We start from the raw sequence: 25,591 nt of genomic DNA, 5'->3' as shown, positions 1-25,591 counted from the left end.
ATTATAGATTTGAAATGAGAGAGGGATTACTATGTCTTTTGACCGTATGATTGAAAAAATTGTGGAAACCCAGAATCCGACCGTTGCAGGTCTTGACCCGAAGCTCGCGTACATTCCGTCCTACATTCTGGACGGTGCCGTCGCAAAGTATGGCAAAACGCTGGAGGCTGCGGCCGCCGCACTGCTCGAATACAACAAGGGCCTCATCGACGCGCTGTGCGATATTGTCCCGGCCGTAAAGCCGCAGGCGGCGTACTATGAAATGTACGGCTGGCAGGGCGTGAGAACCCTTGCGGAGACCGTCGCCTACGCGCGCGCAAAGGGCATGTTCGTCATCACGGACGGCAAGCGCAACGACATCGGCACCACGATGGAAGCCTACGCCACGGCGCACCTCGGCAAAACGGATGTGTTCGGCGAGAAAACGGAAGCCTTCGGTGCGGACGCGCTGACCGTGAATGGCTACCTCGGCACGGACGGCATCAAGCCGCTGCTCGGCGTTTGCGAAGCGGAAGATAAGGGTATTTTTGTGCTCGTGAAGACCTCCAACCCGTCCTCCGGCGAATTGCAGGATCAGAAAATGGAAAGCGGCAAGACTGTCTACGAAACCATGGGCGAGTTCTGCGAGCACTGGGGAGAAGCTGTCATGGGCAAATACGGCTACTCCGGCGTCGGTGCGGTCGTCGGCGCAACGTACCCGGCACAGCTCGGCGAAATGCGCGAGAAGGCGCCGCACACGTTCTTCCTCGTGCCCGGTTACGGCGCACAGGGCGGCGGCGCGGATGATGTTGCCCCGGCGTTTGACAAGAACGGTCTCGGCGCCATCATCAATTCCTCCCGCGGCATTATGTGCGCATGGCAGAAGGAAAAGTGCGACGAGCATGACTATGCACAGGCGGCAAGACGCGAAGCCATTCGCATGCGCGACGAGATCTACGCACGCATCGGCGAAATTCGCGCGAACGGATGAGTAACGCTCGGAAAGGACAAGCTATGAAATATGACGTTCAGCTCTGCGAGGTACTGCGCCGCACGCAGACCGTAGAGAACACCTTTGATTATACGGTCTTAGCGCCGAAACTGGCAGAAGTGGCGCAGCCCGGACAGTTTGCGCACATTTACGTGCCCGGTAAAACGCTGCGCCGCCCGATTTCTATCTGTGACATCGATAAGAAAAACGGCACGCTGCGTTTTGTGTTCCAGATTCGCGGCGCGGGCACAGAGCAGCTCTCGAAGTTTGAGGTCGGCGACAAGATGGATATTTTGGCGCCCCTCGGCCACGGCTTTACGTTCGACCCGAACGCGCACAATTTGTTCATCGGCGGCGGTATCGGTGTGCCCCCGCTTTTCGGCGCAGCAAAGCAGTGCGGCAAAAACGCCACGGTGGCGGTCGGTTTCCGCAATAAGGATTTTGTAATTCTCGAAGATGACTTCCATGCGGCAGGCTGCGACCTGCGCATTGCGACGGATGACGGCAGCTACGGCCACCACGGCCTTGTCATCGATTTAATTCAGGATGTGCACCCCGATAAAATTTTTGCCTGCGGTCCGAAGGTCATGCTGCGCGCCGTGACGGAGTTTGCAAAAGCGCACAACATTCCGTGCGAAATTTCCCTTGAGGAGCGCATGGCGTGCGGCATCGGTGCGTGCCTCGGTTGCGCGGTGGAGCTTTACGACGAAAACGGTGAAACGTATATGGGCCATGTCTGTAAGGACGGCCCGGTGTTCCCGGCAGAAAGGGTGGTATTCTGATGGCTGATTTAAAGGTTTCGGTTGCGGGTGTGGAGTTCCATAATCCGCTCATTGCGGCGTCCGGCACGTTCGGTTTCGGCCGCGAATATGCAGAGTTTTACCCGCTCTCCGCACTCGGCGGTATTTCTTCTAAGGGCATCACGTTAAAGGCGCGACCGGGCAATCCTGCGCCGCGCATTGCGGAAGCCCCCGGCGGTATGCTGAATGCCGTGGGTCTGCAAAATCCGGGTGTCGATCACTTCATCGAAAAAGATCTCCCGTGGCTGCGCGAGCAGGGTGTGACCATCATTGCGAACATTGCCGGCAACACGCCGGAGGATTACTGCGCCATGGCGGAAAAACTGAATGACACCGACATCGACATGATCGAAATGAACATCTCCTGCCCGAACGTGAAGCAGGGCGGCGTGCAGTTCGGCACGAGCTGCGCAGGCGTTGAAGACATCACGAAAGCGGTTCGCGCGCACTGCAAAAAGCCGCTGATGGTGAAGCTTTCCCCGAATGTGACGGATATTTCCGAGATCGCGCTCGCGGCGGAAAGCGCCGGTGCGGATGCTGTCTCCATGATCAACACGCTGACCGGCATGCGTATCGACATCAACACAAAGCGTCCGATCATTCACAACAACACAGGCGGCTTCTCCGGCCCGGCGCTTTTGCCCATTGCAGTGCGCATGGTGTGGCAGACGTATCAGAAGGTGAAAATTCCGATCGTCGGTCTCGGCGGCATCAGCACGTGGCAGGATGCCGTGGAAATGCTTCTTGCAGGTGCGACGGCGCTGCAGATCGGCACCGTGCTGTTCACAGACCCGTATGCGCCCGTGAAGATTACCGAAGGGCTTACAAATTACATGGATAAAAACGGCGTGAAGACCCTTTCCGAATTGACCGGTGCGATGCGTCCGTGGTAAATGATATGGAAAAATTGCACTTATATCTCGTGCGCCACTGCGAAAGCCTCGGCAACCACGAGAATATTTTTCAGGGTCAGCTTGACCTCGATATCAGCGCTGCAGGAGAAAAGCAGCTGGCGCTTTTGGCGCTGCGGTTTCGGAACATCCCCATCGATGCTGTGTATTCGAGCCCGTTAAAGCGTGCGTATAAAACGGCGGAAGCGGTGAATTTATACCACAGTTTGCCCATCATAAAACTGCCGGAGCTGATGGAAGTGGATGTTGGCGCGCTGTCCGGCATGAAGCTTGACAAAGCGTTTGCGGATTATCCGGTATTTGCCGAAAAGTGGCAGAATTCCCCGCAAAACTGCATTTTTCCGGAGGGGGAGACGACAGCGGAAGTCTATGACCGCGCAAAAAAAGCGCTTGCACGCGTGAAAGCGGATTGCATGGGCAAAACAGCGGTCATCACGTCGCACGGCTTTTTGTTGCGCTGCATGGCGTGTGAGATTTTGGAGCACGATATTGAACGTTTGAGTGATATTCGTATCGGCGGCAACACCTCGGTTTCGGAATTTTATATCGGCAAAGACGGCAGCGTGGAAACGGTGCGCCTCAGCGATAAAAGCCACTTGCCGAAGGAACTGCTCGGCGACCCGAATCAGTATGTTGTCCACAAATAATATATAGCAAAAGACATAAGAAAAGCCCCTGAAGCATACCATTCTCCAAAGGGGGAGTGGGTATGCTTTGGGGGCTTTTGGAGTATTTATCGTCGATTTTGTTTTTCTTTCTGCACATCACAAGCGCCGGGTCGTTTCCAAAGGCGCTGACTGCGGCGGAGGAGAAAAAATATCTGGAGCAAATGGCGGCGGGCGACCACCACGCGCGGCAAAAACTCATCGAACACAATTTACGGCTTGTGGCGCACATTGCGAAGAAATACTATGCCGATGAAAATGACCGCGATGACCTCGTTTCCATTGGCACGGTGGGGCTCATCAAGGCTGTGGACAGCTTCGACCCGACAAAGGGCATTCGGCTTTCGAGCTACGCTTCGCGGTGCATTGAAAATGAGATTCTGATGTTCTTCCGCAGCGCGAAAAAGACAGCGCAGGACGTATCGCTGAACGACCCCATCGATACAGACAAGGACGGCAACACGCTGACGCTGCTCGACACCATCGCGACGGACGACCACATTTTGGAGGACATCGACTTGCGCATGAAGGTGCGGCAGTTGTACGACGCGGTGAAGACCCGTCTTTCGCCGCGCGAGCGCGAGATCATTTTGCTGCGCTACGGGCTTACGGGCCAGCGACCGCTCGTGCAGAGAGAAGTCGCAAAAAAGCTGAACATTTCCCGCAGCTATGTCTCGCGCCTTGAGAAAAAAGCGCTGCAAAAGCTGCGAAAAGCATTCGACGAATAAAAAAGGCGCGTGCATCACACGGAGTTGTGGGTACACGCGCTTGGTTTAAATAAATTTTCCGGTCACGCTGTCCGCGGCGTTTTTGATCTGTTCCGGAGTGCCGCAGGCGACAAGCCGACCGCCCGCTTCACCGCCGCCGGGGCCCATATCGAGAATATAATCAGCGCTGCGGATGACGTCGAGGTCGTGCTCAATAACGATGACAGTCGCGCCGCTTTCGATGAGCGTTTGGAACACGGTGAGCAGTGTCTGCACGTCGAGCGGGTGCAGGCCGATGGTCGGCTCGTCGAACACGAACACGGAGCCGCTTTGTGCCTTGCCCATCTCACTCGCAAGCTTTAAGCGCTGCGCTTCGCCGCCCGAAAGTCCGGGCGTTTCCTCACCGAGCGTGAGGTAGCCGAGGCCGAGACTGTTTAAGACATTTAATCTCTGCGAGACGAGCTTCCAGTCCTTGCAGGCCGAAAGCGCCGTGCGCACGTCCATGTCCATGATTTCGGGCAGGGTGTACGCTTCGCCGCTTTTCGTCACGCAGCGGATCTTCGATGCGTCTTTGCCGTAACGGCTGCCGCGGCAGTCCGGGCAGGGGATATTCACATCGGGCAAAAACTGCACGTCCAAGCTGATACTGCCGGTACCGTCGCAGGTGGGGCAGCGCAGCTTGCCGGTGTTGTAGGAGAAGTCGCCGGCTTTGTATTTGCTTTTTTTGGCGTCCGGCGTGCGGGCGAAAATTTTGCGCAGCTCATCGTGCACATTGGCGTATGTCGCAACGGTGGAGCGCACGTTGATACCGATAGGCGTAGCGTCGATGAGCTTCACCTGGTCAATGCCCTCGGCGCTGACCGACTTCACGTGCGCTGGTAGCTTTTCACCACGAATATGCGCCGAAAGCGCCGGGATAAGGCTTTCCAGAATGAGCGTCGTTTTGCCGGAGCCGGAAACGCCCGTAACAACGGTCAGGCGGCCTTTCGGAATATCCACTTCGAGCGGCTTCACCGTATGGATGCGGTCGGTGGAAAGGTGAATAGCGCCGTTTTGGAAAAGCTCGCTTTCGGGTGCTTTCTGTCGCGAGATGCCCTGCTTTCCCGCCAAAAACGGGCCAATCTGCGAGTTTTCGTTTATCTTAATGTCATCTGTTGTGCCCTCCGCGATGACATGGCCGCCTTTTGCACCGGCTTCCGGGCCCATTTCAATGAGCCAGTCGGCCTCGCTCAAAATCTGCGTGTCATGGTCGACGAGCAGAACGGAGTTGCCGTCGTCGATGAGATCGTGCATCACGCCGGTGAGGCCGACGATGTTCGCCGGGTGCAAGCCGATGGAAGGCTCATCGAGCACATATAAAACGCCGGTGGTGCGGTTGCGTACGGCACGGGCAAGCTGCATGCGCTGGCGCTCGCCTGTGGAAAGCGTGGAGGCGGCGCGGTCGAGCGTCAAGTAGCCGAGCCCTAACTCCAAAAGGCGCTTGGCATTCAATGTAAACGAATCGCAGATGCTCTGCGCCATGGGACGCATTTCTTCGGGCAGCGAACCCGGTACGTCCGCGACCCAATCGGTGAGGCCGGCGAGCGTCATACGGCAGACTTCATCTAAAGAAATGCCGCGAAGCTTCGGAGCGCGAGCTTTCTCCGATAGCCGTGAGCCGCCGCAGTCCGGGCACGGTTCGGTCTTGAGAAACTTTTCCACGCGCTTCATGCCGTTTTCATCTTTGACTTTGGAGAGCGCGTTTTCCACGGTATACACGGCGTTGAAGTAGGTGAAATCCATTTCGCCTGCTGCGCCGCTCGTTTTATTCTGGTAGATCATGTGCTTTTTAATGGCAGGGCCGTGAAACACAATGTCCTTTTCTTTTTCCGTCAGCTCGCGGAACGGCACGTCGGTGCGCACGCCGAGGTCGCGGGCGATGTCCTTCATCAAAGACCACATCAGCGTCTGCCACGGGCGCACGGCGCCTTCGTCGATCGTGAGGGTGTCGTCCGGTACAAGGGTGCTTTCGTCCACAATGCGCACGATGCCGGTGCCATCACATTTGCGGCACGCGCCTTGGCTGTTGAACGCGAGTTCCTCCGCGGACGGCGCGAAAAATTCCGCACCGCAAACGGGGCACACGCACGGCTGACCCGCCGCGACGGCCAATGTCGGCTGAATGTAGTGCCCGTTCGGACAGCGGTGGCTTGCAAGGCGCGAGTACATCAGGCGCAGGCTGTTGAGTAACTCCGTGCCCGTGCCGAATGTGCTGCGGATGCCCGGTACGCCGGGGCGCTGGTGCAGTGCGAGCGCGGCCGGGACATACAGAACTTCGTCCACCTGTGCCTGTGCCGCCTGCGTCATACGGCGGCGCGTGTAGGTGGAAAGCGACTCCAAATACCGCCGTGAGCCCTCTGCATACAAAACACCGAGCGCGAGCGACGATTTGCCGGAGCCCGAAACACCCGCTACGCCAACGATCTTATGCAACGGCACATGGATGTCAATGTTTTTGAGGTTGTGCACGCGCGCACCGCGCACCTCGATGTGGTCGACAAGATTGAATTTGTGCTTTGCTTGTTCCATTTATTCTTCCTCCGCTTTGCGGTTGATCTCTTCCAAAAAGGCCTTGCCGTAGCGATGCGCCTTGCGCTCGCCCACGCCGGAGACCTGCAAAAGCTCCTGTTCGTCCGTCGGCATTTTTGCGCACATATCGCGCAAAGTGGCGTCGGTGAAAACGACGTAGGCCGGCACGCTCGCTTTTGCGGCAAGCGCGGCACGCAGCTTTTTCAGCCGTGCGAAAAGCTTCGGGTCGGCATCGCCTGCGGCCTTGTCCGGCTTCTTCGCTTTTTCCTGCGGCACGGGAATACGCATTTCAAAGCTTTTTTCCCCGAGCAAAACCGGCCGCGCGTTCTGTGTCAGCTTTAAAACCGGGTATTGCCCGTCGGTCTGGATGAGCAATTCCTGCATCAAAAGTGCGTCGATGATACGCTTAATTTCAAAAATCGGCTTTTCGCGCATGAGCCCGTAGGTGGACTGTGTTTGCAGATTCATTTGCAAAACACGCTCATTTTCGCTGCCGCGCAGAATGTCGCAGATCATGTTGATGCCGAGCCGCTGCCCGGTGCGCGCCACGCAGGAGAGCACCTGCTGTGCTTCCACGGTGGCCTCTACCAAAACGGAGCCGCCCGCGCAGCTGGAGCAATTGCCGCAGTATTCCTCGGCGGGCTCGCCGAAGTATTTTAAGATGAACGCGCGCAGACAGTCCGCCGTCGTGCAGTAATATGTCATTTTTCGCAGACGGTCGTATTCGCGCTGGATGAGCTTTTCCTGCGTTTCAAAGTCGAGGTCGGGGTTCGGGTCGCTGTTTTCGATTAAATAGCGGTTCGTGCGCACATCTTGCGGGCTGTAAAGCAAAATACACTCGGCGGGGCTGCCGTCGCGCCCGGCACGCCCGGCTTCCTGATAATAACTCTCGAGGTTTTTCGGCATGTTGTAGTGGATGACGAACGACACGTTGGATTTATCGATGCCCATGCCGAACGCGTTCGTTGCGACCATAATGGGCTTGCGGTCATAGACGAAATCGTCCTGGTTTTGCCTGCGTTCTTCCTCCGGCAGACCGGCGTGGTAGCGCGTGGAAGGAATGCCCTTGTCGTTTAAAAGCGCGTCCACTTCTTCCACGGTGCGGCGCGTGGAGCAGTACACAATGCCGCATTTTCCCGGGCGTTCCTCAATGAGCTTCAAAAGCGCCAGCGCCTTACTGTGCGGCGTCTGCACGCCGAAATATAAGTTCGGGCGGTCAAAGCCCGTCGTGATATGCACGGGTTCAATGAGGTGCAGGTGCTCCGCAATGTCCTTGCGCACGGCTTTTGTTGCCGTGGCGGTGAATGCGCCGATCGTCGGGCGATTTTTCAAACTTTCGGCAAATTCCGCAATCTTTAAATAGTCCGGGCGGAAGTCCTGCCCCCACTGAGAGACGCAGTGCGCTTCATCCACGGCGATGAGAGAAATATGGAGGTTCTCTACGGCCGTGCGGAAATTCTCGGTCGAAAGGCGTTCCGGCGCGACGTAGACGAGCTTATACAACCCCTCGGATAAATTGTGCAGTGCGCGGCTGTACTGTGCCGGGGTGAGCGAGCTGTTGAGGTATGCCGCGTGCACGCCCGCCTGCGTCAGCGATTCCACCTGGTCTTTCATCAGCGAAATGAGCGGGGAGATGACAAGCGTGATGCCCGGCAGCAGGAGTGCCGGCACCTGATAGCACACGGATTTGCCTGCGCCCGTCGGCATGACGCACAGCGCATCGCGGCCCGTGAGCAGTGCGTCTACAATTTCCTCCTGACCGCGGCGAAAGGACGTGTAACCGAAATAGCGCCGCAGAATATCGAGTTTCGTTTCCATAGATCTGTTCCTTTGCGGTCAAAAATACCCGCGCGTGCAAAAGCACGGCGGGCATTTAACGTTTTAAATTAAGAGAGCTTCTTCATTTCGATGGTCTTCCAGTCGCACTCCTTGTCCATCCAGCGGATGCCGGCATCTGCGTATTCGGCTTCGCCGCGCTGGTTGTCGAACGGGTCGATGCGCAGCTGTGTCTTTGGCGGGTCAAAATCCGCCTGAAGCTCGCTGTTTGCCGCCATGCGGAACGGGTCGAGATTGCCGAAGTAGAAGTCGTTGCGCTCGCTGTCACCCATGCGGTGCGCACTGCCGCCGAAGGACGGGTCTGCAAACAGCCAGCCGTAGGGAGCAATGTAGAACTGTGCCCAGTCGTGGCAGCCGGTGTCGTCCGGCGTGACGAACAGGCCGCTCTGCCAACGGGCAGGAATACCTGCGCAGCGGCACAGCGTGATGAACAGCAGCGCCTGCACGCCGCAGTCTCCGTGCAGCCCCGCGCCGTAATAATCCGGAATGCTGCCCGGCAGCGCGAAGTATTCGCGCACATACGAATATGTACCGACCTTCGTGCAGTAGTCGTAAAATTTGCGTGCGAGCAGAAGCGGGTTCTTCTCATCGCCGGAAAGCTCTTTGCAAAGCGCACGGATGAGCGGCGTGAAGCGAATGTGCGGGTAAAGCTCCTCGGTGTCAAACGTCGGCTGCTCTGCACTGACCTGTGCGGATTCGAGGTTGTTGTATTTCACATAGGAAAGATATTTGTATTCGACCCAGAAGGTTTCGTTTTTCTCGAATTTGCCGCGGAATGAGACCGTGCGCGCGGGTGCATTTTCATCTGCAAGCTTATAAATGGGGTGGGAGGTCGCAAGGATCTCAATGTCGCGCATGTTCATCGCGTTCTTCGGTACGGGAAGATGCACGGTTAGCTCTTCGCCGGGACGGAAAACATCGTCATGCAGACGGAACTGGGCGCGCAGCTGAATGCTCCACAGCGCGTCGCCGTCTTTTTTCATGTCGCGTACATTTTGGCGCAGAAATTCCACGCGATCACTTTTGTCCTTCGGCGGCTTGCCTGCACGCGTGGCGATATCCGGGTAAACGCCCAAAAGCGTATCGTAGAACGTGCGGGAATACGTCGTTTTGCCGTTGATGTAGATCCAGTCGATGGCGCCGCGGTCACGCAATGCGTCAAGCTCTGCCTTCGTGAAATCCGGAATTTCCTTCTGCACGAGCGCCAAAGCGTCTTCTTCGCTGTATGTGTAGCCCGTCGGCAGTGCTTTCAAGACCTCACGCTCCAGCGCAAGGCGTGTTTTCATAAACGCCGGGACTTTCTCGTTTGCAAGGTATAGGTCGATCAGGTGGAACGCGCGGTTAAAATCGCCGCACCATTTTGCCTTTAAAATGTCTTCCGGCAGCGCGATTGCAAGCGTTTCAATATCTTTTTGGTTCATAACAGCAGCCTCCTTTAATGGATAAAGTTAACCGATATGCAGCACCGCGCACGCAATGCGGAAATAGATCAGCAAGGAAAGCGCGTCTACAATGGTCGTGATGAATGGACTGGCCATGACGGCCGGGTCAAAACCGATGCGCTTTGCAAGCACCGGCAGCGAACAGCCGACAAGCTTTGCAGCGAGCACCGTTACAACAAGCGTGCTGCACACAACGATGGCGACCGGGATGGTCACACGATCAATGAACAGCAATTTGACAAAGTTTGCGGCGGCAAGCGAAACACCGCACAAAAAAGCCACGCGCGCCTCCTTCCAGAGGATACGCCCGATGTCTTTATATTCGATCTCGCCGAGGGAAAGACCGCGGATGATGGAGACTGAAGCCTGACTGCCCGCGTTGCCGCCCGTGTCCATCAGCATGGGGATAAAACCCGTCAGCACAATGGAAGCGGAAAGCGCATCTTCAAACGAGGTGATGATGCTGCCCGTAAATGTAGCGGAGATCATGAGGAGCAAAAGCCACGGGATACGTTTTTTCCATGTAGCAAAAACGCCCGTCTTCATGTACGGCTTATCGGTCGGCGTGATAGCCGCCATCATTTCGATATCTTCCGTTGCCTCATCCTGAATAACATCGATCGCGTCGTCAACAGTGACGATGCCCACAAGGCGCTCTTCGTTATCGACGACCGGCACGGCAAGAAAATCGTACTTGCCGAACAGGGAGGCCACTTCTTCTTTATCGGTATGGGTGGAAACGTAAATAATGTTCGTTTCCATGATATTGCGGATCAGCTCGTTTTTCGGGGCAAGCAGCAGGTCTTTCACGGTCACAATGCCTTTCAGCTTGCGGCGGCTGTCCGTGACATAGCAGGTGTACACCGTCTCTTTTTCCACGCCGATGGCACGGATTCGGTCAAACGCCTCCTCCACCGTCATGCCGCGCTTCAAATCGACGTATTCCATCGTCATGATGGAGCCTGCGCTGTCTTTGGGGTAATTTAAAATCTGGTTGATGAGTACGCGCGTTTCGGCGTCCGTGTGTCGCAGAATGCGCTTGACGAGGTTTGCGGGCATTTCTTCAATCATGTCTGCAGCGTCGTCCACATACAGCTCGTTCACGACGTCGTGCAGCTCTTTATCACTGAATGCTTCAACAAGCACCGTCTGTTCGTCCGGATTCATATAAGCGAACGCGTCCGCTGCAAGCTCTTTTGGGAGCAGGCGAAACACAAGCGCCATCTTTTCACGCGGCAGGTCTTCAAAAAGTTCTGCCACGTCTGCCGGGTTCATGTCTTTCAGAAGATTGCCCAACTGGGGGAAATCTTTATTCTCCAGCAGCTCTGAAATTTTGTCCAACATATCCAACATAGTTCGTCCGTCCTTTCTCTGCAATCGTGCAAAAATCGGCAATCGGACGATACGGTTTGAACTCAGCCGTTTACAAATGTAAGGTTACGCAAAAAACAAGCGGAGAAAATCGCCTGTTTTTCTGCGGGCGGCTGCATCCGTTCTCGAGGAACCGCACCGCCACTACTGCCAGCGTCCATTTTCTCCACTCCTTTGTTTTAGTATTTTTGTCAGTGTGTTTGCAAATAATCGCAAAGTGCTTTTGCGTTTTTGCATACGGAAACAAAACGCCGCATTTTTGTCGGCGTTCTTATCTATAAAGTTACCCTTTTTTTGAATAATTGTCAAGCCTAACAAACGACTTTTCGGGAATTTTACGTCAGAGATTTCGTTTGGGGTTCGCCGTCTGCCGCAAGAGATAATCAATGCTCACGTTATAGAAGTTTGCGAGTTTAATTAGAATGTCGTCCGTAAGCTGCTGCTGGCCTGTTTCGATATAACTGTATTTGCGCTGTGTAATGCCGATTGCATCTGCGACTTGCTGCTGCGTTAAATCAGAGTCCTCCCGCAGATCGCGTATTCTGTTTTCCGTCAATTTTTTCACCTGCTTTGAGTGGTATCCACTCAAAGTATATGTAGACGGATTTTATCTATTGACTTTTAGATATATTTCATCTAAAATTGGGAAAAGAGGAGAGATAGGAGAGAAAAAGCAATGCTTAAACGCTGGGGACAAGTAATTTTGTTCATGCTGTTGGTATGCTTTCTTCTTACGACCTGCACCTGTGCGCATAAATGGAAGGAAGCCACCTGCACCGAGCCGAAAACCTGTGTATATTGCGGTATGACGGAAGGCGAGCCGCTTGGGCATGATTGGAAAGCTGCTACGATCAACTACCCCAAGACCTGTGTTCGCTGCGGTAAAACAGAAGGTGAAGCTTACGGTATCTATTAAAAAAACCGATGCAGAGTTTCGACTGCATCGGTTTTTTTGTTGGCTTTAATTTATCGCTCCATATTGGAGTTGCGCTTTGTGATGGCTTCCCACAGGCCATTTAAGTACGCGGCGCCGAGGGCACGGTCGTAAAGGCCATAGCCGGCGCGGCCGGTCTCGCCCCAGATCATTCTGCCGTGGTCCGGGCGGATGTAACCGTTGAAACCGTTTTTGTAGAGCGCGCTCAAAATGGCATACATATCGAGCGAGCCGCATGCGGAGTAGTGTGCGCGCTCCTCAAAACCGTTTTCCAGCACGGCGACGTTGCGGGCGTGAACGAAATGGATGCGGCCCATCGCGGCGTATTTTGCCGCCATGTGCACCACATCGTTTTCGGCGCTGCATCCGAGCGAGCCGGTACACAGCGTGATGCCGTTGTGCGGGTCATCGACGATTTTCAGGAAGCGGTCGAGATTCTTTTCGCACGTGATAATGCGTGGCAGTCCGAAAATGCTCCAGCACGGGTCGTCTTCATGGATGGCCATGTTCACGTCACATTCCGCAGCGACGGGAATGATGCGCTCAAGAAAATAAGTGAGGTTTGCCCAAAGGTCTTCCTCGGTCATTTTGTTGTATTCCGCCACGACGGCCCTCAGCTCCTCGCGCGTGTAGCTCGCGTCCCAGCCGGGCAGCGTGAGGTCGCTGTCGCTTTTCAGCGGGTCCACGGCATCCACCTGCTCTTTATAGTAGACAAGGCTTGTAGAGCCGTCCGGCAGGCGGTGGTCAAGCTGCGTGCGCGTCCAGTCAAACACCGGCATGAAATTGTAGCAGATGCAGCGGATGCCGGCCTCGGCAAGGCGGCGGATGTTCTCGCAGTAATTTTCGATATAGCGGTCGCGCGTGGGTTTGCCGAGTTTGATGTCCTCGTGCACCGGCACACTTTCAATGACCTCAAATTGCAGGCCGTTATCTTCCGTTTGTTTTTTCAGCGCGGCAATGCTCTTGCGGCTCCAAACTTCACCGACGGGCACGTCGTATACAGCGGTGACGATGGCCTGCATGTTCGGAATCTGACGAATATTTTGGAGGGTCACGGGGTCGTCCGGGCCATACCAGCGAAATGACATTTTCATAGATATAATCAACCTTTCCGGTGTATTCACGTGTTATTCAGGTTCATCGTAGCACATCGGGTGAAAAAACTCAAGGGGCTAAATTCCTTTTGCGCCGATTTCCAATCAAACGTGGGATTTATACACAGTTTTGCGCAGGCGGTCTTTGTATCTTTCGCCGAAATCGCGGACAAGATGCAAAAATCTATAAAAACATCTTGAAACTTGCGCGTCTTTTAGTATAATAAGGTGTATAGCGCGTAGTTTAGAGAGCGCAAATAGGTTATTTATTTTAAATCGAGAGGAGTCCAATTTATTATGTCTAAAGTAGTAAGAGTAGCAGTCGTGGGCTATGGCGGCATGGGCGGCTGGCACACAAAGAGATTACAGGAAATCCCGGGTGTTGTAGAGCTTGCAGGCGTATACGATATTAAGCCGGAGCGCAACAAGGTTGCTGAGGAAAACGGTATTCACGCATACAGCTCTTTTGAGGAGTTGCTTGCCGACAAGACCGTTGATGTTGTAACGGTCGCAATCCCGAACGATCAGCACAAGAAGGTTTGCATTCAGGTTATGGAAGCGGGCAAGGTTGCCATCAGCGAGAAGCCGGTCACGCTTTGCACCGCTGATCTCGAAGAGATGATCGCAGCCTCCAAGCGCACGGGCTCCGTCTTCACGGTTCATCAGAACCGCCGTTGGGACGAGGATTTCCGCGTTGCGGAGAAGATTGCAAAGTCCGGCCAGCTCGGTCGTGTTTTCGCCATTCAGTCCCGTGTTCACGGTTCCCGCGGTATCCCGGGCGACTGGAGAAACACGAAGGCACAGGGCGGCGGCATGGTTCTTGACTGGGGCGTGCACCTCCTTGACCAGATGAACATGATGATGGGCAAAATGCCGGTTTCCGTTTACGCAACGCTGTCCAACGTAACGAACGAAGAAGTGGACGACGGCTTTACCGCTACGTTCAAGTTTGATAACGATCTCGTGTTCACCGTAGAAGTCGGCACGAGCAACTTCATCAACCTGCCGCGTTGGTATGTCGAAGGCCTGAACGGCACGGCTGTCATCGATGACTTCCAGGTCAACGGCAAGATTGTCATCGCAACGGCGGACGAAGAGCACGATGCAGTGCCGATCGTCACCGCAGCAGGCCTCACGAAGACCATGGCGCCGAGAACGCCGGAAACGATCAGTGAGCTTCCGCTGCCGAGAATCGACTGCGACATTCACGATTATTATCGCAACATCGCAGCAGTTGTCAACGGCGAAGCAGAGCAGATCGTCACGCACGACCAGCAGCGCCAGCTGATGAAGCTGATGGAAGCGATCTTTGAGAGCGCAGAGAAGAATCAGGTCGTTTACTTCTAATTCGAATTAAGATGAATTGAGAACAGCTCCGGCGAAAAGCTCGGAGCTGTTCTTGCGTATTATAAGCTCAGTTTATTCGTCAAACACGAATTCATCTTCGCCGAAGCGTTCCGGATGATATTTCATGCTGTCTGCTTCCGTAATGGTGCGCTGTACACGGCAGGGGTTGCCGACGGCTACGCTGTTTGACGGAATGTCCTTCGTTACCACGCTGCCTGCACCGATGACACAGTTATCGCCGATGGTCACGCCCGGGCATACGACGACGTTTGCGCCGAACCAGCAATCGTTGCCGATGGTGACGGGTTTTGCGTAGCAAACGCGAATTTCACGGCCGTCCTTTGTTTTCAGCACGCGGCGTTCCTCTGCGATGATCGGGTGCATCGGCGTGACGATGGTCACGTTCGGGCCGAAGTTGCAGCGGTCACCGATGGTCACGGGCGCGTCATCCTGAATGGTCAGGTTGAAGTTGCCGAAAAAGCTCTTGCCGATGTGCGTGTGCGTGCCATAGTGGATCTGGATCGGCCCCTGCACAAACGAGCCCTCGCCGAAATCGCCGAAGATCTGGTGCACGATTGCATTACGCTTTTCGGTTTCGTCTTCGAGCGTTGCATTATAGGCGCTGCAAAGGTTGTGGCAACGCAGCTTGATGGCTTTCAAGTCCGGGTGACCGGGGCAGAAAAATTTCCCGGCAAAGATTTTTTCTTCCTCTTTCATATGAATTCCTCCCAAAATGTTTATCGTAACGGCCTTTGTCGTTTATTGTGGTTTATCGAGCACAAGCACGCCGTAAGGCTCCATGGTATACGTGCCGTCGAGCGTTTCGCGTGTAAGCAGCTCCTTCGTCGGCTTTTGCACGGTGACGGTTTGCGGCTGTGCGGTGTAGTTCAGCAAAAACGCGTAGCTGCGGCCGTTTTTCTCGTTTGCACGCACCGTGAGCTCGATCTCCTCGGGCAGCTCCAGCCAGCCTGTCACAGGGCAAAGCTCTGCTTTCGGCAGCAGCTCCAAGAGCGCCGCAGCGGTCTCCTCCGCAAAAACGGAGCCACAGGCGTAGACCGTGCCTTTGCCGACGGTGTTTTTGGTCAGCGCGGGTTTGCCGTTGTAATAGTTACCGTCATACGTCGCCAGCACCTCGCAGTTTTCAAAATCCGGGCGCAAAATATCGTTAAACGTCGGCGCGGGGATTTTCTTTTCGCCGAGCGTCATGTATTCCTTTTCGTCCGCCGGGCCGATGAACGTGAAATCCTCCACGGTGCAGCCGGTCAGCGGCGCTAAGAGCCCCGGCATCGGCATCATGGGGCACTGCCCGTCAATATCTTTATAGCCGGAGCGGCAGCCGAAGAAAAGAGTGCCGCCGTTTTCGGCGTAAGCGCGTAATATTTCCGCGCGGGCGGGCGTCATGATGGTTGGGTGCGGGTACACAGCAGCCGTGAAATTTTCGAGCGGCCGGGACGTGCCCTCGTCGTTGATGTTGACGAACTCGAACGGGATGTGCGCGCGCTGCAAGGCTTTGAACCACCCGTCGGTGCTCTCCCGGTTCAAGGGTCCGTGCCATTTGTCCTCCATGCCGTCCCACTCATTGTCGTAGTCGCAGAGGATTGCGAACTTTGCCGTATGCTTTGTGCCTGCGATGCGCTGAATCTTCTGAATATCCTCGCTTACGCGCAAAAGCTCTTCCGTGCGGCGGTTCGGGAAATTATCATAGTTCAATAATCCGTGCCAGTACATTTCTGTGCCGAATGTGCAGGTACGCCAGCGGAAGTAGCTGACAAAATCTGCACCGTGCGCGATAGACTGGAATGTCCACAGTCTTAACTGACCCGGCTTTGGCGCGGGCTGCAGAAGGCGGGTGTTCCAACCGCCGGGGCCGGATTGCTGCTCCATGATGCCGAAGCGGTTTGAGACGCTTCGCGTTTTTGCAAGGTTAAATGATGTTTCGCGGTCGCGCAGGGAGCGCGGAGAGAGCTTGCTGCCCTCCATCGCAAACGCGAAGTTCGGGTAGCTGTCATACGTCATGAAGTCAAGCTTTTCCTTGACGAGCTTGTGGTTATCGAGCACGCCGAAAAGCCCGTTTGTCGTGATGAACTGCTCCGGACGGCGATATTTCCGGATAATATCCGCCTGTATGCCGATGTAGTTTATGGCCGCTTCGGAAATGAAACGCTTTTCCTCCAGCATCATGTGCGGATTGTTGGAGTTTGCGAGCGTGTAGCGCGAAAGGTGAACCTGCTCCCAGTCCGTGTAGGTCTGGTTCCAGAATGTCGTGCCCATGGCGCGGTTCAGGTTTTCGAGCGTGCCGTATTTCTCTTTAAGGTACTTTCTGAACGCCTCGTGGTCGCTCGGCGCGTGGTAGCTGTTTGTTTCGCAGTTGACTTCATTGTCGATCTGCCAGCCGATGATCGCAGGGTGTGCGCTGTAATGCGCCGCAATGTGCTCAACGATCTTCTTTACAAAATCGAGGTACACGGGGGATGTCATGTTGTGGTGCTTGCGCATACCGTGGTAGACCGGGTGGCCGTAAATATCACAGTTTAATACTTCCGGGTATTTTTCCGTCAGCCAGGCGGGCGGGGTCGCGGTGGGTGTGCAGAAGATGACCTGCATTCCGCAGTCCTTTGCCACATTTAAAAAGCGGTCCCAAAAGCTGTCGTCAAAGCGTCCTTCCTCCGGCTCAAAGAGGTTCCACGCAAATTCCGCCACGCGGATGACACCGATGCCGTAGGATTTCATGCGCAGCATATCCTCTTTCCAGAACGAAGCATCCCAGTGCTCCGGGTAATAGCATACGCCGAGCTCTATCGTGTTGCCGTTTAACATAGTATTGCTCCTTTATCTGTGCTCGCCGATGAAGAACAGTGCTACGGTGCCGGGACCGGAATGTGCGCCGATGACAGGGCCGACGAAGTTGATATAAATGTTCTTCACACCGAACTTTTCACGCACGCGTTTTGCGACGTATTCGGCGTCTGCCAGGCAATCGCCGTGGCTGATGAACACGGTCTGGTCTGCGGGCTGAATGGCGGTCTCTTCCATTTTCTGCACAAGGGCATCAAGGGACTGCCGTCTGCCGCGCACCTTGCTGACCGGGATGAGGTGGCCCTCATCATCCACATGCAAAACGGGTTTTACGCCAAGCAAAGTGCCGACGAGCGCTGCTGTGGCGGAAACGCGGCCGCCGCGCTTTAAGTGGTTGAGGTCGTCCACCGTGAACCAGTGGCAGAGCTTCAAAACGTTTTCACCGAGCCACTTATACAGCGAATCAATGTCCGTGCCGGCGCGCTTCAGCATGGCTGCATGGTATACGAGCAAACCTTCGCCGAGGGACGCGCAGAGCGAATCGAACACATAAATTTTGCGCTCGGGATATTTTTCTTTCAATTCATCGCGCGCGATGAAGGCGCTTTGGCAGGTGCCGGATAAACCGCTGGAAAACGCAATGTACAGAACGTCTTCGCCGCCTTGCAGAACAGGCTCAAAGACCCGTGTGAATTCGTCGGCGTTGATCTGCGATGTGGTGGACATTTTGCCCTCGCGCAGCTTTGCGTAGAAAGTTTCCGTCGGCATATCCGAAAGATCTGCCTTGTCTTTATATGTTTTACCGTCGATTGTAAAGCGGAGCGGCACCACTGTGAGGCCTAACTCTTCGATCATTTTATGATCCATATCGATGGTGGAATCGGTGATGATTTTGTAACCCATAGTTATCTTTCCTTTCCGTGCCTTAAAAACGCATTTCTGCGCGGCACATCGTTATTATAGCACAGGCGAAGCGAATTTGTCTATGCGTTTTTTGTGTAAATTACCCTTTGCGGTTTCGCCGATAATCGAGATAATCCTGCAAAATGATCGTCGCCGCCACGGCGTCCACGGTTGCTTTGCGGCGCTTACCGCGCGTATTTGTTTCGTTTAAAAAGCCGTGTGCCGTGATCGTCGTGCCGCGTTCGTCGGAGAAATCAACGGGCAGCCCGGTCTTTTCCGCAAGCTCCGCACCGAAAGCGCGCGCGTTCTGCGCGCTTTCGCCCTCGCTGCCATCCATGTTGCGCGGCAGGCCGACAACGATCTGCTCGGCGCGGCGCGCTTTGGCAAGCTGCGCTACACGCTCCAAAAGGCGCTCGCGGTTGTGCTCGTTCACGACCTCCACGGGGCTTGCGAGCAGCTCGCTTTTATCGCATACGGCAACGCCCGTACGCGCCTTGCCGAGGTCTACACCTAATATAACCATGTTCTGTTTCCTTTCAATGTTTTGCTTTTCTTCAGTATAACACGGTTTTTAAAAATAGAAAAGCACCTGCTTTTGCGATTTCAAAGAGCAGGTGCAAAATCTGTATGTTTTTATTATCGCACATTCGTCACGGTGCCGACAGCGACGTAGTTGTCGCACACTGCGCCAAGGTCGGTGCCTTCGCTGCCGTGCCAGTTTCTGCCGGGCACGACCGTGTATTCCACCGTGCCGTCCCCGAGTGTTTTGCAGGTGAAGCTGTCCGTGTAAAAATCATCCTGCGAAACGGCGCAGCCGTGCTTTACACCCTTGCAGTCTTCCGGTGCGCAGCCGGGAAAGTTGATGTTCCAAACCGTGTTTTGCGGCAGAGGTTTATCAATATATTCACCGATGAGCGCACGCAAGTAGCGGTCGGTCACGGGATGATAATCGAGGTTGGCCTGGGAAAGCGCGATGGCGTGAATTCCCCAGAAAGCGGCCTCCAGCGCGGCGCCCGCCGTGCCGGAATACTGAATATCGCCGGAAATATTGTAGCCGCTATTGATGCCGGAAAGCACAACGTCAGGCTTGCGACCGAGCAGATGGATGCCCACGCGCACACAGTCCACCGGTACGCCGCTGCATTCGTATGCCTTTACGCCGTCCATGTAACCCGGACGCTCGCGCACGTAAAGCGGCTCTAAATACGTTACGCTGTGCGATTTGCCGCTGCGCTGGCTCTCCGGTGCGACGACCCACACTTCGCCGAATGCTTTTGCTGTCTCTGCCAGCTGGCGAATGCCGCCTGCGTCAATGCCATCGTCATTCGTAATTAAGATCAATCTGCCCATGTTTGCTCCTCCGTCATGCAAAAACTTTTCGCTTGAAGTATACCATATCTATTTCGACAAGTCCAGACGGAGATTCAAAATTCCGCTTTGTCATATCTGTTTATAATTATTAAAATTTTGAAAATTATATAGAAATATAGCACGGTTTTCTTGCAAAAGAAGCAAATTGCGGTATAATGTTCTTAATAGAACAAAAAGGCTGCGGTTCGGTTGCAGCCGAGGAGAAGTTGTAAAAGGACAAGCGTGTTATTCGTTTGCCCGAAGAAAGGAATCTTGCTTATGTTGAATCTTATTCCCGCGCCGCGCGGATCGGTGCACATGCAGGAGGGCAGTGTAAAGCTGCCGGAGACCGTCACCGTTTCGCTCGGTGATTTTGCACCGTGGTGCCTTGAGGCATTTGCTGCAAGACTGGACGGCCACGTGGAGACCGCCGAAAACGGGTTTATCACGCTGAAAAAGGCCGATATCGCAAAAGAGGGCTACAAGCTGACCGTCACAAAGGACGGCATCACCGTGGAAGCGGCAGACGAAAGCGGCGTCGTATGGGCGCTGACGACTGTCACGGAGCTCACAGCAGAGGGCGAAGCGCTGCCAATCGTCACCATTGAAGACGCACCGCACTACGGTCATCGCGGCCTGTCGCTTGACTGCTCCCGTCATTTCTTTACGGCGGACGAAGTGAAAAAGGTCATCGACCAGATGACGCGTGTGAAGCTGAATGTTCTGCACTGGCATCTTGTAGACGACCAGGGCTGGCGCATCGAGTGCAAAACGCTGCCGCTGCTGCACGAAACGACCGGCACGTATTACACGCAGGAGGAGATCAGGAGCGTTATCGAGTATGCCCGCGTGCGCGGCATGGAGATCATCCCGGAAATCGATATGCCGGGCCACACCAGATCGATGATTGCGACATACCCGCATTTGAGCTGCTTTGGCGAAAAAACGGAGCTGTGCCAGTTTGGCGGCATTTTTGAGAAAATTCTCTGCCCCGGTAAGGACGAAACATTCGAGTTTATCGAAAAGCTTCTGACAGAAGTCTGCGCACTGTTCCCGGACGACCGCTTCCACATCGGCGGTGACGAAGCGCCGAAGACCGAATGGAAAAAATGCCCGCACTGCAAGGCGCGCATGGAAGCGCTTGGCCTTACCGATTATGAAGATTTGCAGGGCTACTTCACGAAGCGTGTCGTCGCCATCCTCAAAAAGCACGGCAAGCGCGCCGTCTGCTGGAACGATGTTCTGGAATCCAAAGATGTCGATACCGGAAACATCATACAGTATTGGACGGCGCAGCATGAAGCGCCGGTGCCGGCATTTATCGAGCGTGGCGGCAAGGTGATCTTCTCCAATATGTCCGCTTTGTATTTCGATTACCCGCATGGCATCAATTCGTTGAATAAGGTCTACCGTTATCAGCCGGTCGTCATGGGCAAGAGCTACGCAGACAGTCCGAATATGCTCGGTTACGAAGCGGCATTGTGGTCGGAGCAGGTGGAAACGCCGGAACACCTCGAAGAATTGCTGTTCCCGCGCCTGTATGCCGTATCCGAAATCGCGTGGAACGAAGCGGGGGATTACGCAGATTTTGAACACCGTGCGGAAAAGAAAATTGAAATTGCCGCAAAGCAAGGCGTGAACTGTATGACAAAAGACGGGTGGAACCCCGAGGGTGAAGCGCGCGTGCAGAGTGCCGCGACATTCATTGCACACATGATGAACCCGGGCGGCATCGGCACACCGCATACGGATGCGGAAAGAGAAATGGTGCGTCCCGTCATAGAGAAGTTTGCGCAGATCTGGTTCCGACCGCAGGATGTTCCCGAAATGATGAAAAACGACGACCTCGTCGGCGCAGCACTTAACTTCATGAAAATGTTTCCACCGGAAAACGATGAGACCAAAGGAGAATAAATAGAAACGAAGAAAACGGCTTTGCGGGTAAAATGCAGAGCCGTTTTGTATCTTGTTTTCGGAAAGCAAGCAAACGGGGTTTTGGCAGCTTTTCAATAGGCTTGTTCATAATTTGTTTACAAAATAATAATAAAAATGATAATTATTACTATTTACAAATTGAAAAAAGCGTGCTATAATAGTGCCAACAAGTGAGAGAGAAAGAAGTCCCACAAACCTAAAGGAGGTGAAGCCGATGCCGGAAAAGTTCAGCCGAAAGCGTGAGGCGCTCTACAACGCACTGCGTGCCACAACGGTGCACCCAACTGCGGAGTGGCTCTACGCTGCGCTGCGACCCGAATATCCCGATTTAAGTCTCGGCACAGTTTACCGCAATCTTAAAAAATTCTGTGCAGAGGGCAAAGCGAGAAGCGTCGGCGTCATCAACGGGCAGGAGCATTTCGACGGCGATACTTCGGCACACAGCCATTTCGTCTGCGACTGCTGCGGGCGCGTGCTCGATATCTTTGAACCGCTTGTGGACACAGAAACACTCGAGCGCATTGAAGCGGAACACGGGTTTACGATCACAAAAGAAGACCTGCTGTTCGGCGGTGTGTGCGCCGAATGCAAAGAAAAAAGCAAAAATAAAACGGCTTAAAAGCCGCAAACAAAAATCAATTTAAATTTTTAGGAGGATTTTATTATGGCAAAGTTTGTATGCACCGTATGTGGTTACGTTTTTGAAGGCGAAGCAGCTCCGGAGTTCTGCCCCGTATGTAAGGCACCGGCTTCCAAGTTCACGAAGCAGGAAGAGAACATGACTTGGGCGGCTGAGCACGTTGTCGGCGTCGCACAGGGCGTCAGCGAGGATATCCTTGCTGATCTCCGCGCAAACTTCCAGGGCGAGTGCAGCGAGGTCGGCATGTATCTCGCAATGGCAAGAGTTGCACACCGCGAGGGCTATCCGGAAATCGGCCTTTACTGGGAGAAGGCCGCTTACGAAGAAGCAGAGCATGCTGCAAAGTTCGCAGAGTTGCTCGGCGAAGTTGTAACGGACAGCACGAAGAAGAACCTCGAGATGCGCGTTGAAGCCGAGAACGGTGCAACCGCCGGTAAGTTCGACCTTGCAAAGCGTGCAAAAGCCGCAAACCTCGACGCTATCCACGACACCGTCCATGAAATGGCCCGCGACGAAGCCCGCCACGGCAAGGCGTTCGCAGGTCTCCTTAAGAGATATTTCGGCGACAAGTAAAAGGAGTGTATCTTATGAAATATGAGTGTCCCTGCGGTTATGTCTATGACCCCGCACTCGGCGATCCGGAAAACGGCGTTGCACCCGGCACGGCATGGGAAGATGTCCCCGAAGATTGGGTTTGCCCCACCTGCGGTCTCGGAAAAGATGCTTTTTACCCCGCTGAATAATTAAAAAAGAAGAGGAGAGGGATTTGATCCTTCTCCTCTTTTCGATTTAGTTTTAACAGAATGAAAAAATGTTGAATAGATGAATCAATGTCGTCATTCGATTATACATTTATATACCGATTTAGTTATAAGAGAATATTCAATTTCAAAAGTATGAGAATAAGATCCAGAGCCATCGCTATATCCGGTTGTAAGTTTTCCATATTTATCGTATAAATAAACTTCACCATATATATATATAAACCCAGGTTTTCTTTCGGTTTTGTTAATAGAGTATCTGCAACTACCTGGATCGGCTTGGTACCATCCGCTTGTTGAAATTTGATTGTACAGTTCTTGAACAACGATCATTTCTACTTCGTCATCTGTTAATTCGTGACTTTTTTCAGAACTACTTTCAATTTCCGAATTGCTATATACATCTGCTCCTTCTTGCGTATCGCTTGAACTGCTTTCTGAAGATGTTCCGCAGGCACAGAGAGAAATGCACAACAGAAGTGCTAAAATTATGGATACTGTTCTTTTCATGAGAAATTCCTCCTACTTCTTTTGAATGTAAACGGTTCGTTCAATGACGGCTTCTTCTTGAACATCAACAATTTTAAATCCTTTTTCGTTTAGCCATCTTGAAAAGGCAGACTCATTTACAAGATAGCTCTTTCTTTTAGGCAAACTTGCACCTGTTTTGTCTGCATATTCACGGTCAGTTAACCGTAGGCTTGTGATATGTTCAAATATCTCGTCGAGCTTATCAAAGGTTGGTTTCTTCATCATTTCACCTCCTTAATGATATTTATTTGTATTACAAATAAATATCATATTACAAATCTAATTGTAGCATACTATAATTCGGCTGTCAATCTATAATTAGTATAGATTGTGAGGTGGAATTTGTGAAAAATGAACCTTTGAAGATTAAAAAGCGCGGAGAGGACGGGAACAGAATCATTTCCGTGCGTATTCGGGAAGATATTTTGCAAAGTCTTGATAAAATCGCGAGCGAAAGCAACTATTCGCGCAATGAGCTTATCAACGTGATACTTGAATACGGCATCAAGAATATAGAGATTGAATAATACAGAACCCCCGAAGGAAGACCGGATAAATCTCCCTTCGGGGGTTCTGTTGGGAAAGTCCACGAAAATTTCAGCGCCGAAAACGGAAGTTTCACGGCGCTGCTGCGGGAATATTCGTATTTTCGTGCGTGCTTTACCGCATGTGCACGTCCATCTGCGGGAACGGAATCTCCATGCCGGCTTCATCCAGCGCCTTTTTCACGTTTTCGTTGAGGTCAAAATAGAGGTCCCAGTAATTTTCCGGGGCGCACCAAACGCGCAGGACGAAATCGAGCGAGCTCGCGCTCTGCGTTTTCAGGCGCGCCAGCGGGGCGGGGTCTTTCAGCGATTTCGGGTCGCTTTCGGCAACGGAAAGCAAAATTTGCTTCACCTTGTCAATGTCACAATCGTAGGAGACAGAGAATGTCAGCTCCACACGGCGCTGTCCCTCCGCGCTGTAATTCGTGATGGCGGCGTTCGTCAGCGAGCCGTTCGGCACGGTCACGCGCTTGTTGTCCGGTGTCAGCACCACGGTGTATAAAACGCTGATGGCGTTCACCGTGCCGGCAATTTCCGTCGTTTCAATGTAATCGCCCACGCGGAACGGGTGAAAAAGCAAAATCATCACGCCGCCCGCAAGGTTCGTCACGGCGCCCTGAAACGCAAGGCCGATGGCAACGCCGCCCGAGGTGAACAGTGCGAGGAACGAGGCGGTCTCGATGCCAAGAACGCCGAAGCACATCAAAATGAGGATGATATACAGCACGATGCGGCTGCCGCTCGCCATGAACGAAGCGAGCCCCGGGTCCATTTTTTGATATAGTTTCGAGCGCTTGAAGCGGTTCATCAAAAATTTGATGAGCTTGCTGCCGATAAACAAAAGCAGCCCGGCGGCGGCTAAGCGAATGAGAAAGTAAAACGCCTGTTCGCCGACGTTTTTCAGCCATTTTTCAAGCTCGTTCACGGTGGGAATGTCCTCAAGCGGGTCGGTGACAGCCGTGTCAAACAACGTTAAAAATCGCGTCATAGGCACACCGTCACTTTCCGATGCGTTCCGTGTCGATGATGATGTTTACGGGGCCGTCGTTTTCCACACTTACGTGCATGTGCGCGCCGAATTCACCCGTGCATACTTTGCCGATAGGCTGGCTTTTCACCTGTTCCACAAAGTAGTTATATAATCTCAAAGCTTCACTCGGGGAAGCGGAACGGCTGAAATCCGGACGGCGGCCGTGCTTCATATCGGCGCTCAGCGTGATGTTCGAGACAATGAGAATATCGCCCTTGATGTCTTCGAGTGAGCGGTTCATCTTGTCGTTTTCGTCCTTAAATACGCGCAGGCCGCACACCTTCTGCACGAGAAAATCCGCCTGCGCGTCCGTGTCACCCTCCATGGCGCAGATGAAGACAACGAGGCCCTCGCCGACTTTGCGGGTCTCGCCGCCGTTTATGGTGATCTCTGCACCGTTTATACGCTGAATAACTGCTCTCATATTGTAAATTCCTTTCCGGTTGGTGGATTTT

Annotated in this window: 27 protein-coding genes; 12 read left to right on the top strand and 15 right to left on the bottom strand. The window is 53.7% G+C overall.

Annotated elements, in window-relative coordinates:
• The first annotated feature begins 31 nt into the window (after positions 1–31).
• The 5 genes from pyrF (at position 32) to sigK (ending at position 4,074) form a co-directional block, all read left to right on the top strand.
• Complete coding sequence (pyrF, locus tag R2K26_RS07445) at positions 32–970, top strand: orotidine-5'-phosphate decarboxylase (RefSeq protein ID WP_316519432.1); 939 nt, start codon at positions 32–34, stop codon at positions 968–970.
• A gap of 23 nt (positions 971–993) precedes the next feature.
• Complete coding sequence (locus R2K26_RS07440; RefSeq protein WP_316519431.1) at positions 994–1,752, top strand: dihydroorotate dehydrogenase electron transfer subunit; 759 nt, start codon at positions 994–996, stop codon at positions 1,750–1,752.
• On the top strand, positions 1,752–2,663 hold the full coding sequence (locus R2K26_RS07435; RefSeq protein ID WP_308448962.1) for a dihydroorotate dehydrogenase: 912 nt from the start codon (positions 1,752–1,754) through the stop codon (positions 2,661–2,663). The genes R2K26_RS07440 and R2K26_RS07435 overlap by 1 nt, the downstream gene beginning before the upstream one ends.
• A gap of 5 nt (positions 2,664–2,668) precedes the next feature.
• Complete coding sequence (locus R2K26_RS07430; protein ID WP_316519430.1) at positions 2,669–3,328, top strand: histidine phosphatase family protein; 660 nt, start codon at positions 2,669–2,671, stop codon at positions 3,326–3,328.
• Between the two features lie 62 nt (positions 3,329–3,390).
• Positions 3,391–4,074, top strand: a complete 684-nt coding sequence (gene sigK, locus R2K26_RS07425) for an RNA polymerase sporulation sigma factor SigK (RefSeq protein WP_308449025.1) — start codon at positions 3,391–3,393, stop codon at positions 4,072–4,074.
• A 45-nt stretch (positions 4,075–4,119) separates the two neighbouring features.
• Here the strand turns inward: sigK and R2K26_RS07420 are convergent, their stop codons facing one another.
• The 5 genes from R2K26_RS07420 to R2K26_RS07400 all read right to left on the bottom strand — a co-directional run bounded on the left by R2K26_RS07420 (position 4,120) and on the right by R2K26_RS07400 (position 11,826).
• Positions 4,120–6,621: an excinuclease ABC subunit UvrA gene (locus tag R2K26_RS07420; RefSeq protein ID WP_316519429.1), complete on the bottom strand. Its 2,502-nt coding sequence runs from the start codon at positions 6,619–6,621 to the stop codon at positions 4,120–4,122.
• Complete coding sequence (gene recQ / locus R2K26_RS07415; RefSeq protein ID WP_316519428.1) at positions 6,622–8,439, bottom strand: DNA helicase RecQ; 1,818 nt, start codon at positions 8,437–8,439, stop codon at positions 6,622–6,624.
• A gap of 68 nt (positions 8,440–8,507) precedes the next feature.
• The gene (locus tag R2K26_RS07410; RefSeq protein ID WP_316519427.1) at positions 8,508–9,878 is read right to left on the bottom strand and encodes a transglutaminase domain-containing protein; all 1,371 of its coding nucleotides are present in this window, start codon (positions 9,876–9,878) and stop codon (positions 8,508–8,510) included.
• Between the two features lie 27 nt (positions 9,879–9,905).
• Positions 9,906–11,243, bottom strand: coding sequence for a magnesium transporter (mgtE, locus tag R2K26_RS07405; RefSeq protein ID WP_396897233.1), 1,338 nt, complete (start codon positions 11,241–11,243; stop codon positions 9,906–9,908).
• Positions 11,244–11,610: 367 nt separating this feature from the next.
• Positions 11,611–11,826: a helix-turn-helix domain-containing protein gene (locus tag R2K26_RS07400; RefSeq protein WP_176820725.1), complete on the bottom strand. Its 216-nt coding sequence runs from the start codon at positions 11,824–11,826 to the stop codon at positions 11,611–11,613.
• 120 nt (positions 11,827–11,946) lie between these two features.
• Between R2K26_RS07400 and R2K26_RS07395 the strand changes: the two genes are divergently transcribed.
• The gene (locus tag R2K26_RS07395; protein WP_316519425.1) at positions 11,947–12,186 is read left to right on the top strand and encodes a hypothetical protein; all 240 of its coding nucleotides are present in this window, start codon (positions 11,947–11,949) and stop codon (positions 12,184–12,186) included.
• Between the two features lie 50 nt (positions 12,187–12,236).
• On the opposite strand, the gene uxuA is transcribed toward R2K26_RS07395, so the two are convergent.
• The gene (gene uxuA, locus R2K26_RS07390) at positions 12,237–13,298 is read right to left on the bottom strand and encodes a mannonate dehydratase (protein ID WP_316519424.1); all 1,062 of its coding nucleotides are present in this window, start codon (positions 13,296–13,298) and stop codon (positions 12,237–12,239) included.
• 297 nt (positions 13,299–13,595) lie between these two features.
• On the opposite strand from uxuA, the gene R2K26_RS07385 reads away from it, so the two are divergent.
• Positions 13,596–14,645, top strand: coding sequence for a Gfo/Idh/MocA family oxidoreductase (locus tag R2K26_RS07385; RefSeq protein ID WP_176820722.1), 1,050 nt, complete (start codon positions 13,596–13,598; stop codon positions 14,643–14,645).
• Positions 14,646–14,717: 72 nt separating this feature from the next.
• Here the strand turns inward: R2K26_RS07385 and R2K26_RS07380 are convergent, their stop codons facing one another.
• The 5 genes from R2K26_RS07380 to surE all read right to left on the bottom strand — a co-directional run bounded on the left by R2K26_RS07380 (position 14,718) and on the right by surE (position 19,694).
• Positions 14,718–15,362, bottom strand: coding sequence for a sugar O-acetyltransferase (locus R2K26_RS07380; protein WP_308448954.1), 645 nt, complete (start codon positions 15,360–15,362; stop codon positions 14,718–14,720).
• Between the two features lie 42 nt (positions 15,363–15,404).
• On the bottom strand, positions 15,405–17,462 hold the full coding sequence (locus tag R2K26_RS07375; protein WP_316519423.1) for a beta-galactosidase: 2,058 nt from the start codon (positions 17,460–17,462) through the stop codon (positions 15,405–15,407).
• A 12-nt stretch (positions 17,463–17,474) separates the two neighbouring features.
• On the bottom strand, positions 17,475–18,344 hold the full coding sequence (locus R2K26_RS07370) for a DegV family protein (RefSeq protein ID WP_316519422.1): 870 nt from the start codon (positions 18,342–18,344) through the stop codon (positions 17,475–17,477).
• A 100-nt stretch (positions 18,345–18,444) separates the two neighbouring features.
• On the bottom strand, positions 18,445–18,867 hold the full coding sequence (gene ruvX, locus R2K26_RS07365) for a Holliday junction resolvase RuvX (protein WP_176820718.1): 423 nt from the start codon (positions 18,865–18,867) through the stop codon (positions 18,445–18,447).
• A gap of 113 nt (positions 18,868–18,980) precedes the next feature.
• Positions 18,981–19,694 carry a 5'/3'-nucleotidase SurE gene (surE, locus tag R2K26_RS07360; protein WP_316519421.1) on the bottom strand — a complete coding sequence of 238 codons (714 nt, stop codon included), beginning with the start codon at positions 19,692–19,694 and terminating at the stop codon, positions 18,981–18,983.
• A gap of 279 nt (positions 19,695–19,973) precedes the next feature.
• On the opposite strand from surE, the gene R2K26_RS07355 reads away from it, so the two are divergent.
• The 4 genes from R2K26_RS07355 (at position 19,974) to R2K26_RS07340 (ending at position 23,012) form a co-directional block, all read left to right on the top strand.
• Positions 19,974–21,608: a beta-N-acetylhexosaminidase gene (locus R2K26_RS07355; RefSeq protein ID WP_316519420.1), complete on the top strand. Its 1,635-nt coding sequence runs from the start codon at positions 19,974–19,976 to the stop codon at positions 21,606–21,608.
• Positions 21,609–21,843: 235 nt separating this feature from the next.
• Positions 21,844–22,248: a transcriptional repressor gene (locus R2K26_RS07350; RefSeq protein WP_308448948.1), complete on the top strand. Its 405-nt coding sequence runs from the start codon at positions 21,844–21,846 to the stop codon at positions 22,246–22,248.
• A gap of 45 nt (positions 22,249–22,293) precedes the next feature.
• A complete protein-coding gene (locus R2K26_RS07345; RefSeq protein WP_176820714.1) occupies positions 22,294–22,842 on the top strand; it encodes an NADH peroxidase in 549 nt (182 codons plus the stop codon).
• A 14-nt stretch (positions 22,843–22,856) separates the two neighbouring features.
• Positions 22,857–23,012: a rubredoxin gene (locus R2K26_RS07340; protein WP_176820713.1), complete on the top strand. Its 156-nt coding sequence runs from the start codon at positions 22,857–22,859 to the stop codon at positions 23,010–23,012.
• A gap of 93 nt (positions 23,013–23,105) precedes the next feature.
• On the opposite strand, the gene R2K26_RS07335 is transcribed toward R2K26_RS07340, so the two are convergent.
• The gene (locus R2K26_RS07335; protein ID WP_316519419.1) at positions 23,106–23,540 is read right to left on the bottom strand and encodes a hypothetical protein; all 435 of its coding nucleotides are present in this window, start codon (positions 23,538–23,540) and stop codon (positions 23,106–23,108) included.
• A gap of 12 nt (positions 23,541–23,552) precedes the next feature.
• Positions 23,553–23,786: a hypothetical protein gene (locus R2K26_RS07330; RefSeq protein ID WP_176820711.1), complete on the bottom strand. Its 234-nt coding sequence runs from the start codon at positions 23,784–23,786 to the stop codon at positions 23,553–23,555.
• 119 nt (positions 23,787–23,905) lie between these two features.
• On the opposite strand from R2K26_RS07330, the gene R2K26_RS07325 reads away from it, so the two are divergent.
• Positions 23,906–24,088, top strand: a complete 183-nt coding sequence (locus tag R2K26_RS07325; protein ID WP_176820212.1) for a CopG family transcriptional regulator — start codon at positions 23,906–23,908, stop codon at positions 24,086–24,088.
• Between the two features lie 133 nt (positions 24,089–24,221).
• On the opposite strand, the gene R2K26_RS07320 is transcribed toward R2K26_RS07325, so the two are convergent.
• On the bottom strand, positions 24,222–25,094 hold the full coding sequence (locus R2K26_RS07320) for a mechanosensitive ion channel domain-containing protein (protein ID WP_316519418.1): 873 nt from the start codon (positions 25,092–25,094) through the stop codon (positions 24,222–24,224).
• Between the two features lie 10 nt (positions 25,095–25,104).
• Positions 25,105–25,560: a D-aminoacyl-tRNA deacylase gene (dtd, locus tag R2K26_RS07315; protein ID WP_316519417.1), complete on the bottom strand. Its 456-nt coding sequence runs from the start codon at positions 25,558–25,560 to the stop codon at positions 25,105–25,107.
• Between the last annotated feature and the right edge of the window lie 31 nt (positions 25,561–25,591).

The sequence above is a fragment of the Neglectibacter sp. CSJ-5 genome, from assembly GCF_032490475.1.
GTDB classification, from domain to species: domain Bacteria; phylum Bacillota; class Clostridia; order Oscillospirales; family Acutalibacteraceae; genus Hominenteromicrobium; species Hominenteromicrobium mulieris.
The sequence above is the reverse complement of the archived record's forward strand: the minus strand, read 5'-3'. Positions and strand labels throughout refer to the sequence as shown.

Coding starts and splice junctions, on each gene's coding strand:
- pyrF (WP_316519432.1), top strand. CDS start 32: ATGTCTTTTGACCGTATGATTGAAAAAATTGTGGAAACCCAGAATCCG.
- R2K26_RS07440 (WP_316519431.1), top strand. CDS start 994: ATGAAATATGACGTTCAGCTCTGCGAGGTACTGCGCCGCACGCAGACC.
- R2K26_RS07435 (WP_308448962.1), top strand. CDS start 1,752: ATGGCTGATTTAAAGGTTTCGGTTGCGGGTGTGGAGTTCCATAATCCG.
- R2K26_RS07430 (WP_316519430.1), top strand. CDS start 2,669: ATGGAAAAATTGCACTTATATCTCGTGCGCCACTGCGAAAGCCTCGGC.
- sigK (WP_308449025.1), top strand. CDS start 3,391: ATGCTTTGGGGGCTTTTGGAGTATTTATCGTCGATTTTGTTTTTCTTT.
- R2K26_RS07420 (WP_316519429.1), bottom strand. CDS start 6,621: ATGGAACAAGCAAAGCACAAATTCAATCTTGTCGACCACATCGAGGTG.
- recQ (WP_316519428.1), bottom strand. CDS start 8,439: ATGGAAACGAAACTCGATATTCTGCGGCGCTATTTCGGTTACACGTCC.
- R2K26_RS07410 (WP_316519427.1), bottom strand. CDS start 9,878: ATGAACCAAAAAGATATTGAAACGCTTGCAATCGCGCTGCCGGAAGAC.
- mgtE (WP_396897233.1), bottom strand. CDS start 11,243: ATGTTGGACAAAATTTCAGAGCTGCTGGAGAATAAAGATTTCCCCCAG.
- R2K26_RS07395 (WP_316519425.1), top strand. CDS start 11,947: ATGCTTAAACGCTGGGGACAAGTAATTTTGTTCATGCTGTTGGTATGC.
- uxuA (WP_316519424.1), bottom strand. CDS start 13,298: ATGAAAATGTCATTTCGCTGGTATGGCCCGGACGACCCCGTGACCCTC.
- R2K26_RS07385 (WP_176820722.1), top strand. CDS start 13,596: ATGTCTAAAGTAGTAAGAGTAGCAGTCGTGGGCTATGGCGGCATGGGC.
- R2K26_RS07380 (WP_308448954.1), bottom strand. CDS start 15,362: ATGAAAGAGGAAGAAAAAATCTTTGCCGGGAAATTTTTCTGCCCCGGT.
- R2K26_RS07375 (WP_316519423.1), bottom strand. CDS start 17,462: ATGTTAAACGGCAACACGATAGAGCTCGGCGTATGCTATTACCCGGAG.
- R2K26_RS07370 (WP_316519422.1), bottom strand. CDS start 18,344: ATGGGTTACAAAATCATCACCGATTCCACCATCGATATGGATCATAAA.
- ruvX (WP_176820718.1), bottom strand. CDS start 18,867: ATGGTTATATTAGGTGTAGACCTCGGCAAGGCGCGTACGGGCGTTGCC.
- surE (WP_316519421.1), bottom strand. CDS start 19,694: ATGGGCAGATTGATCTTAATTACGAATGACGATGGCATTGACGCAGGC.
- R2K26_RS07355 (WP_316519420.1), top strand. CDS start 19,974: ATGTTGAATCTTATTCCCGCGCCGCGCGGATCGGTGCACATGCAGGAG.
- R2K26_RS07350 (WP_308448948.1), top strand. CDS start 21,844: ATGCCGGAAAAGTTCAGCCGAAAGCGTGAGGCGCTCTACAACGCACTG.
- R2K26_RS07345 (WP_176820714.1), top strand. CDS start 22,294: ATGGCAAAGTTTGTATGCACCGTATGTGGTTACGTTTTTGAAGGCGAA.
- R2K26_RS07340 (WP_176820713.1), top strand. CDS start 22,857: ATGAAATATGAGTGTCCCTGCGGTTATGTCTATGACCCCGCACTCGGC.
- R2K26_RS07335 (WP_316519419.1), bottom strand. CDS start 23,540: ATGAAAAGAACAGTATCCATAATTTTAGCACTTCTGTTGTGCATTTCT.
- R2K26_RS07330 (WP_176820711.1), bottom strand. CDS start 23,786: ATGATGAAGAAACCAACCTTTGATAAGCTCGACGAGATATTTGAACAT.
- R2K26_RS07320 (WP_316519418.1), bottom strand. CDS start 25,094: ATGACGCGATTTTTAACGTTGTTTGACACGGCTGTCACCGACCCGCTT.
- dtd (WP_316519417.1), bottom strand. CDS start 25,560: ATGAGAGCAGTTATTCAGCGTATAAACGGTGCAGAGATCACCATAAAC.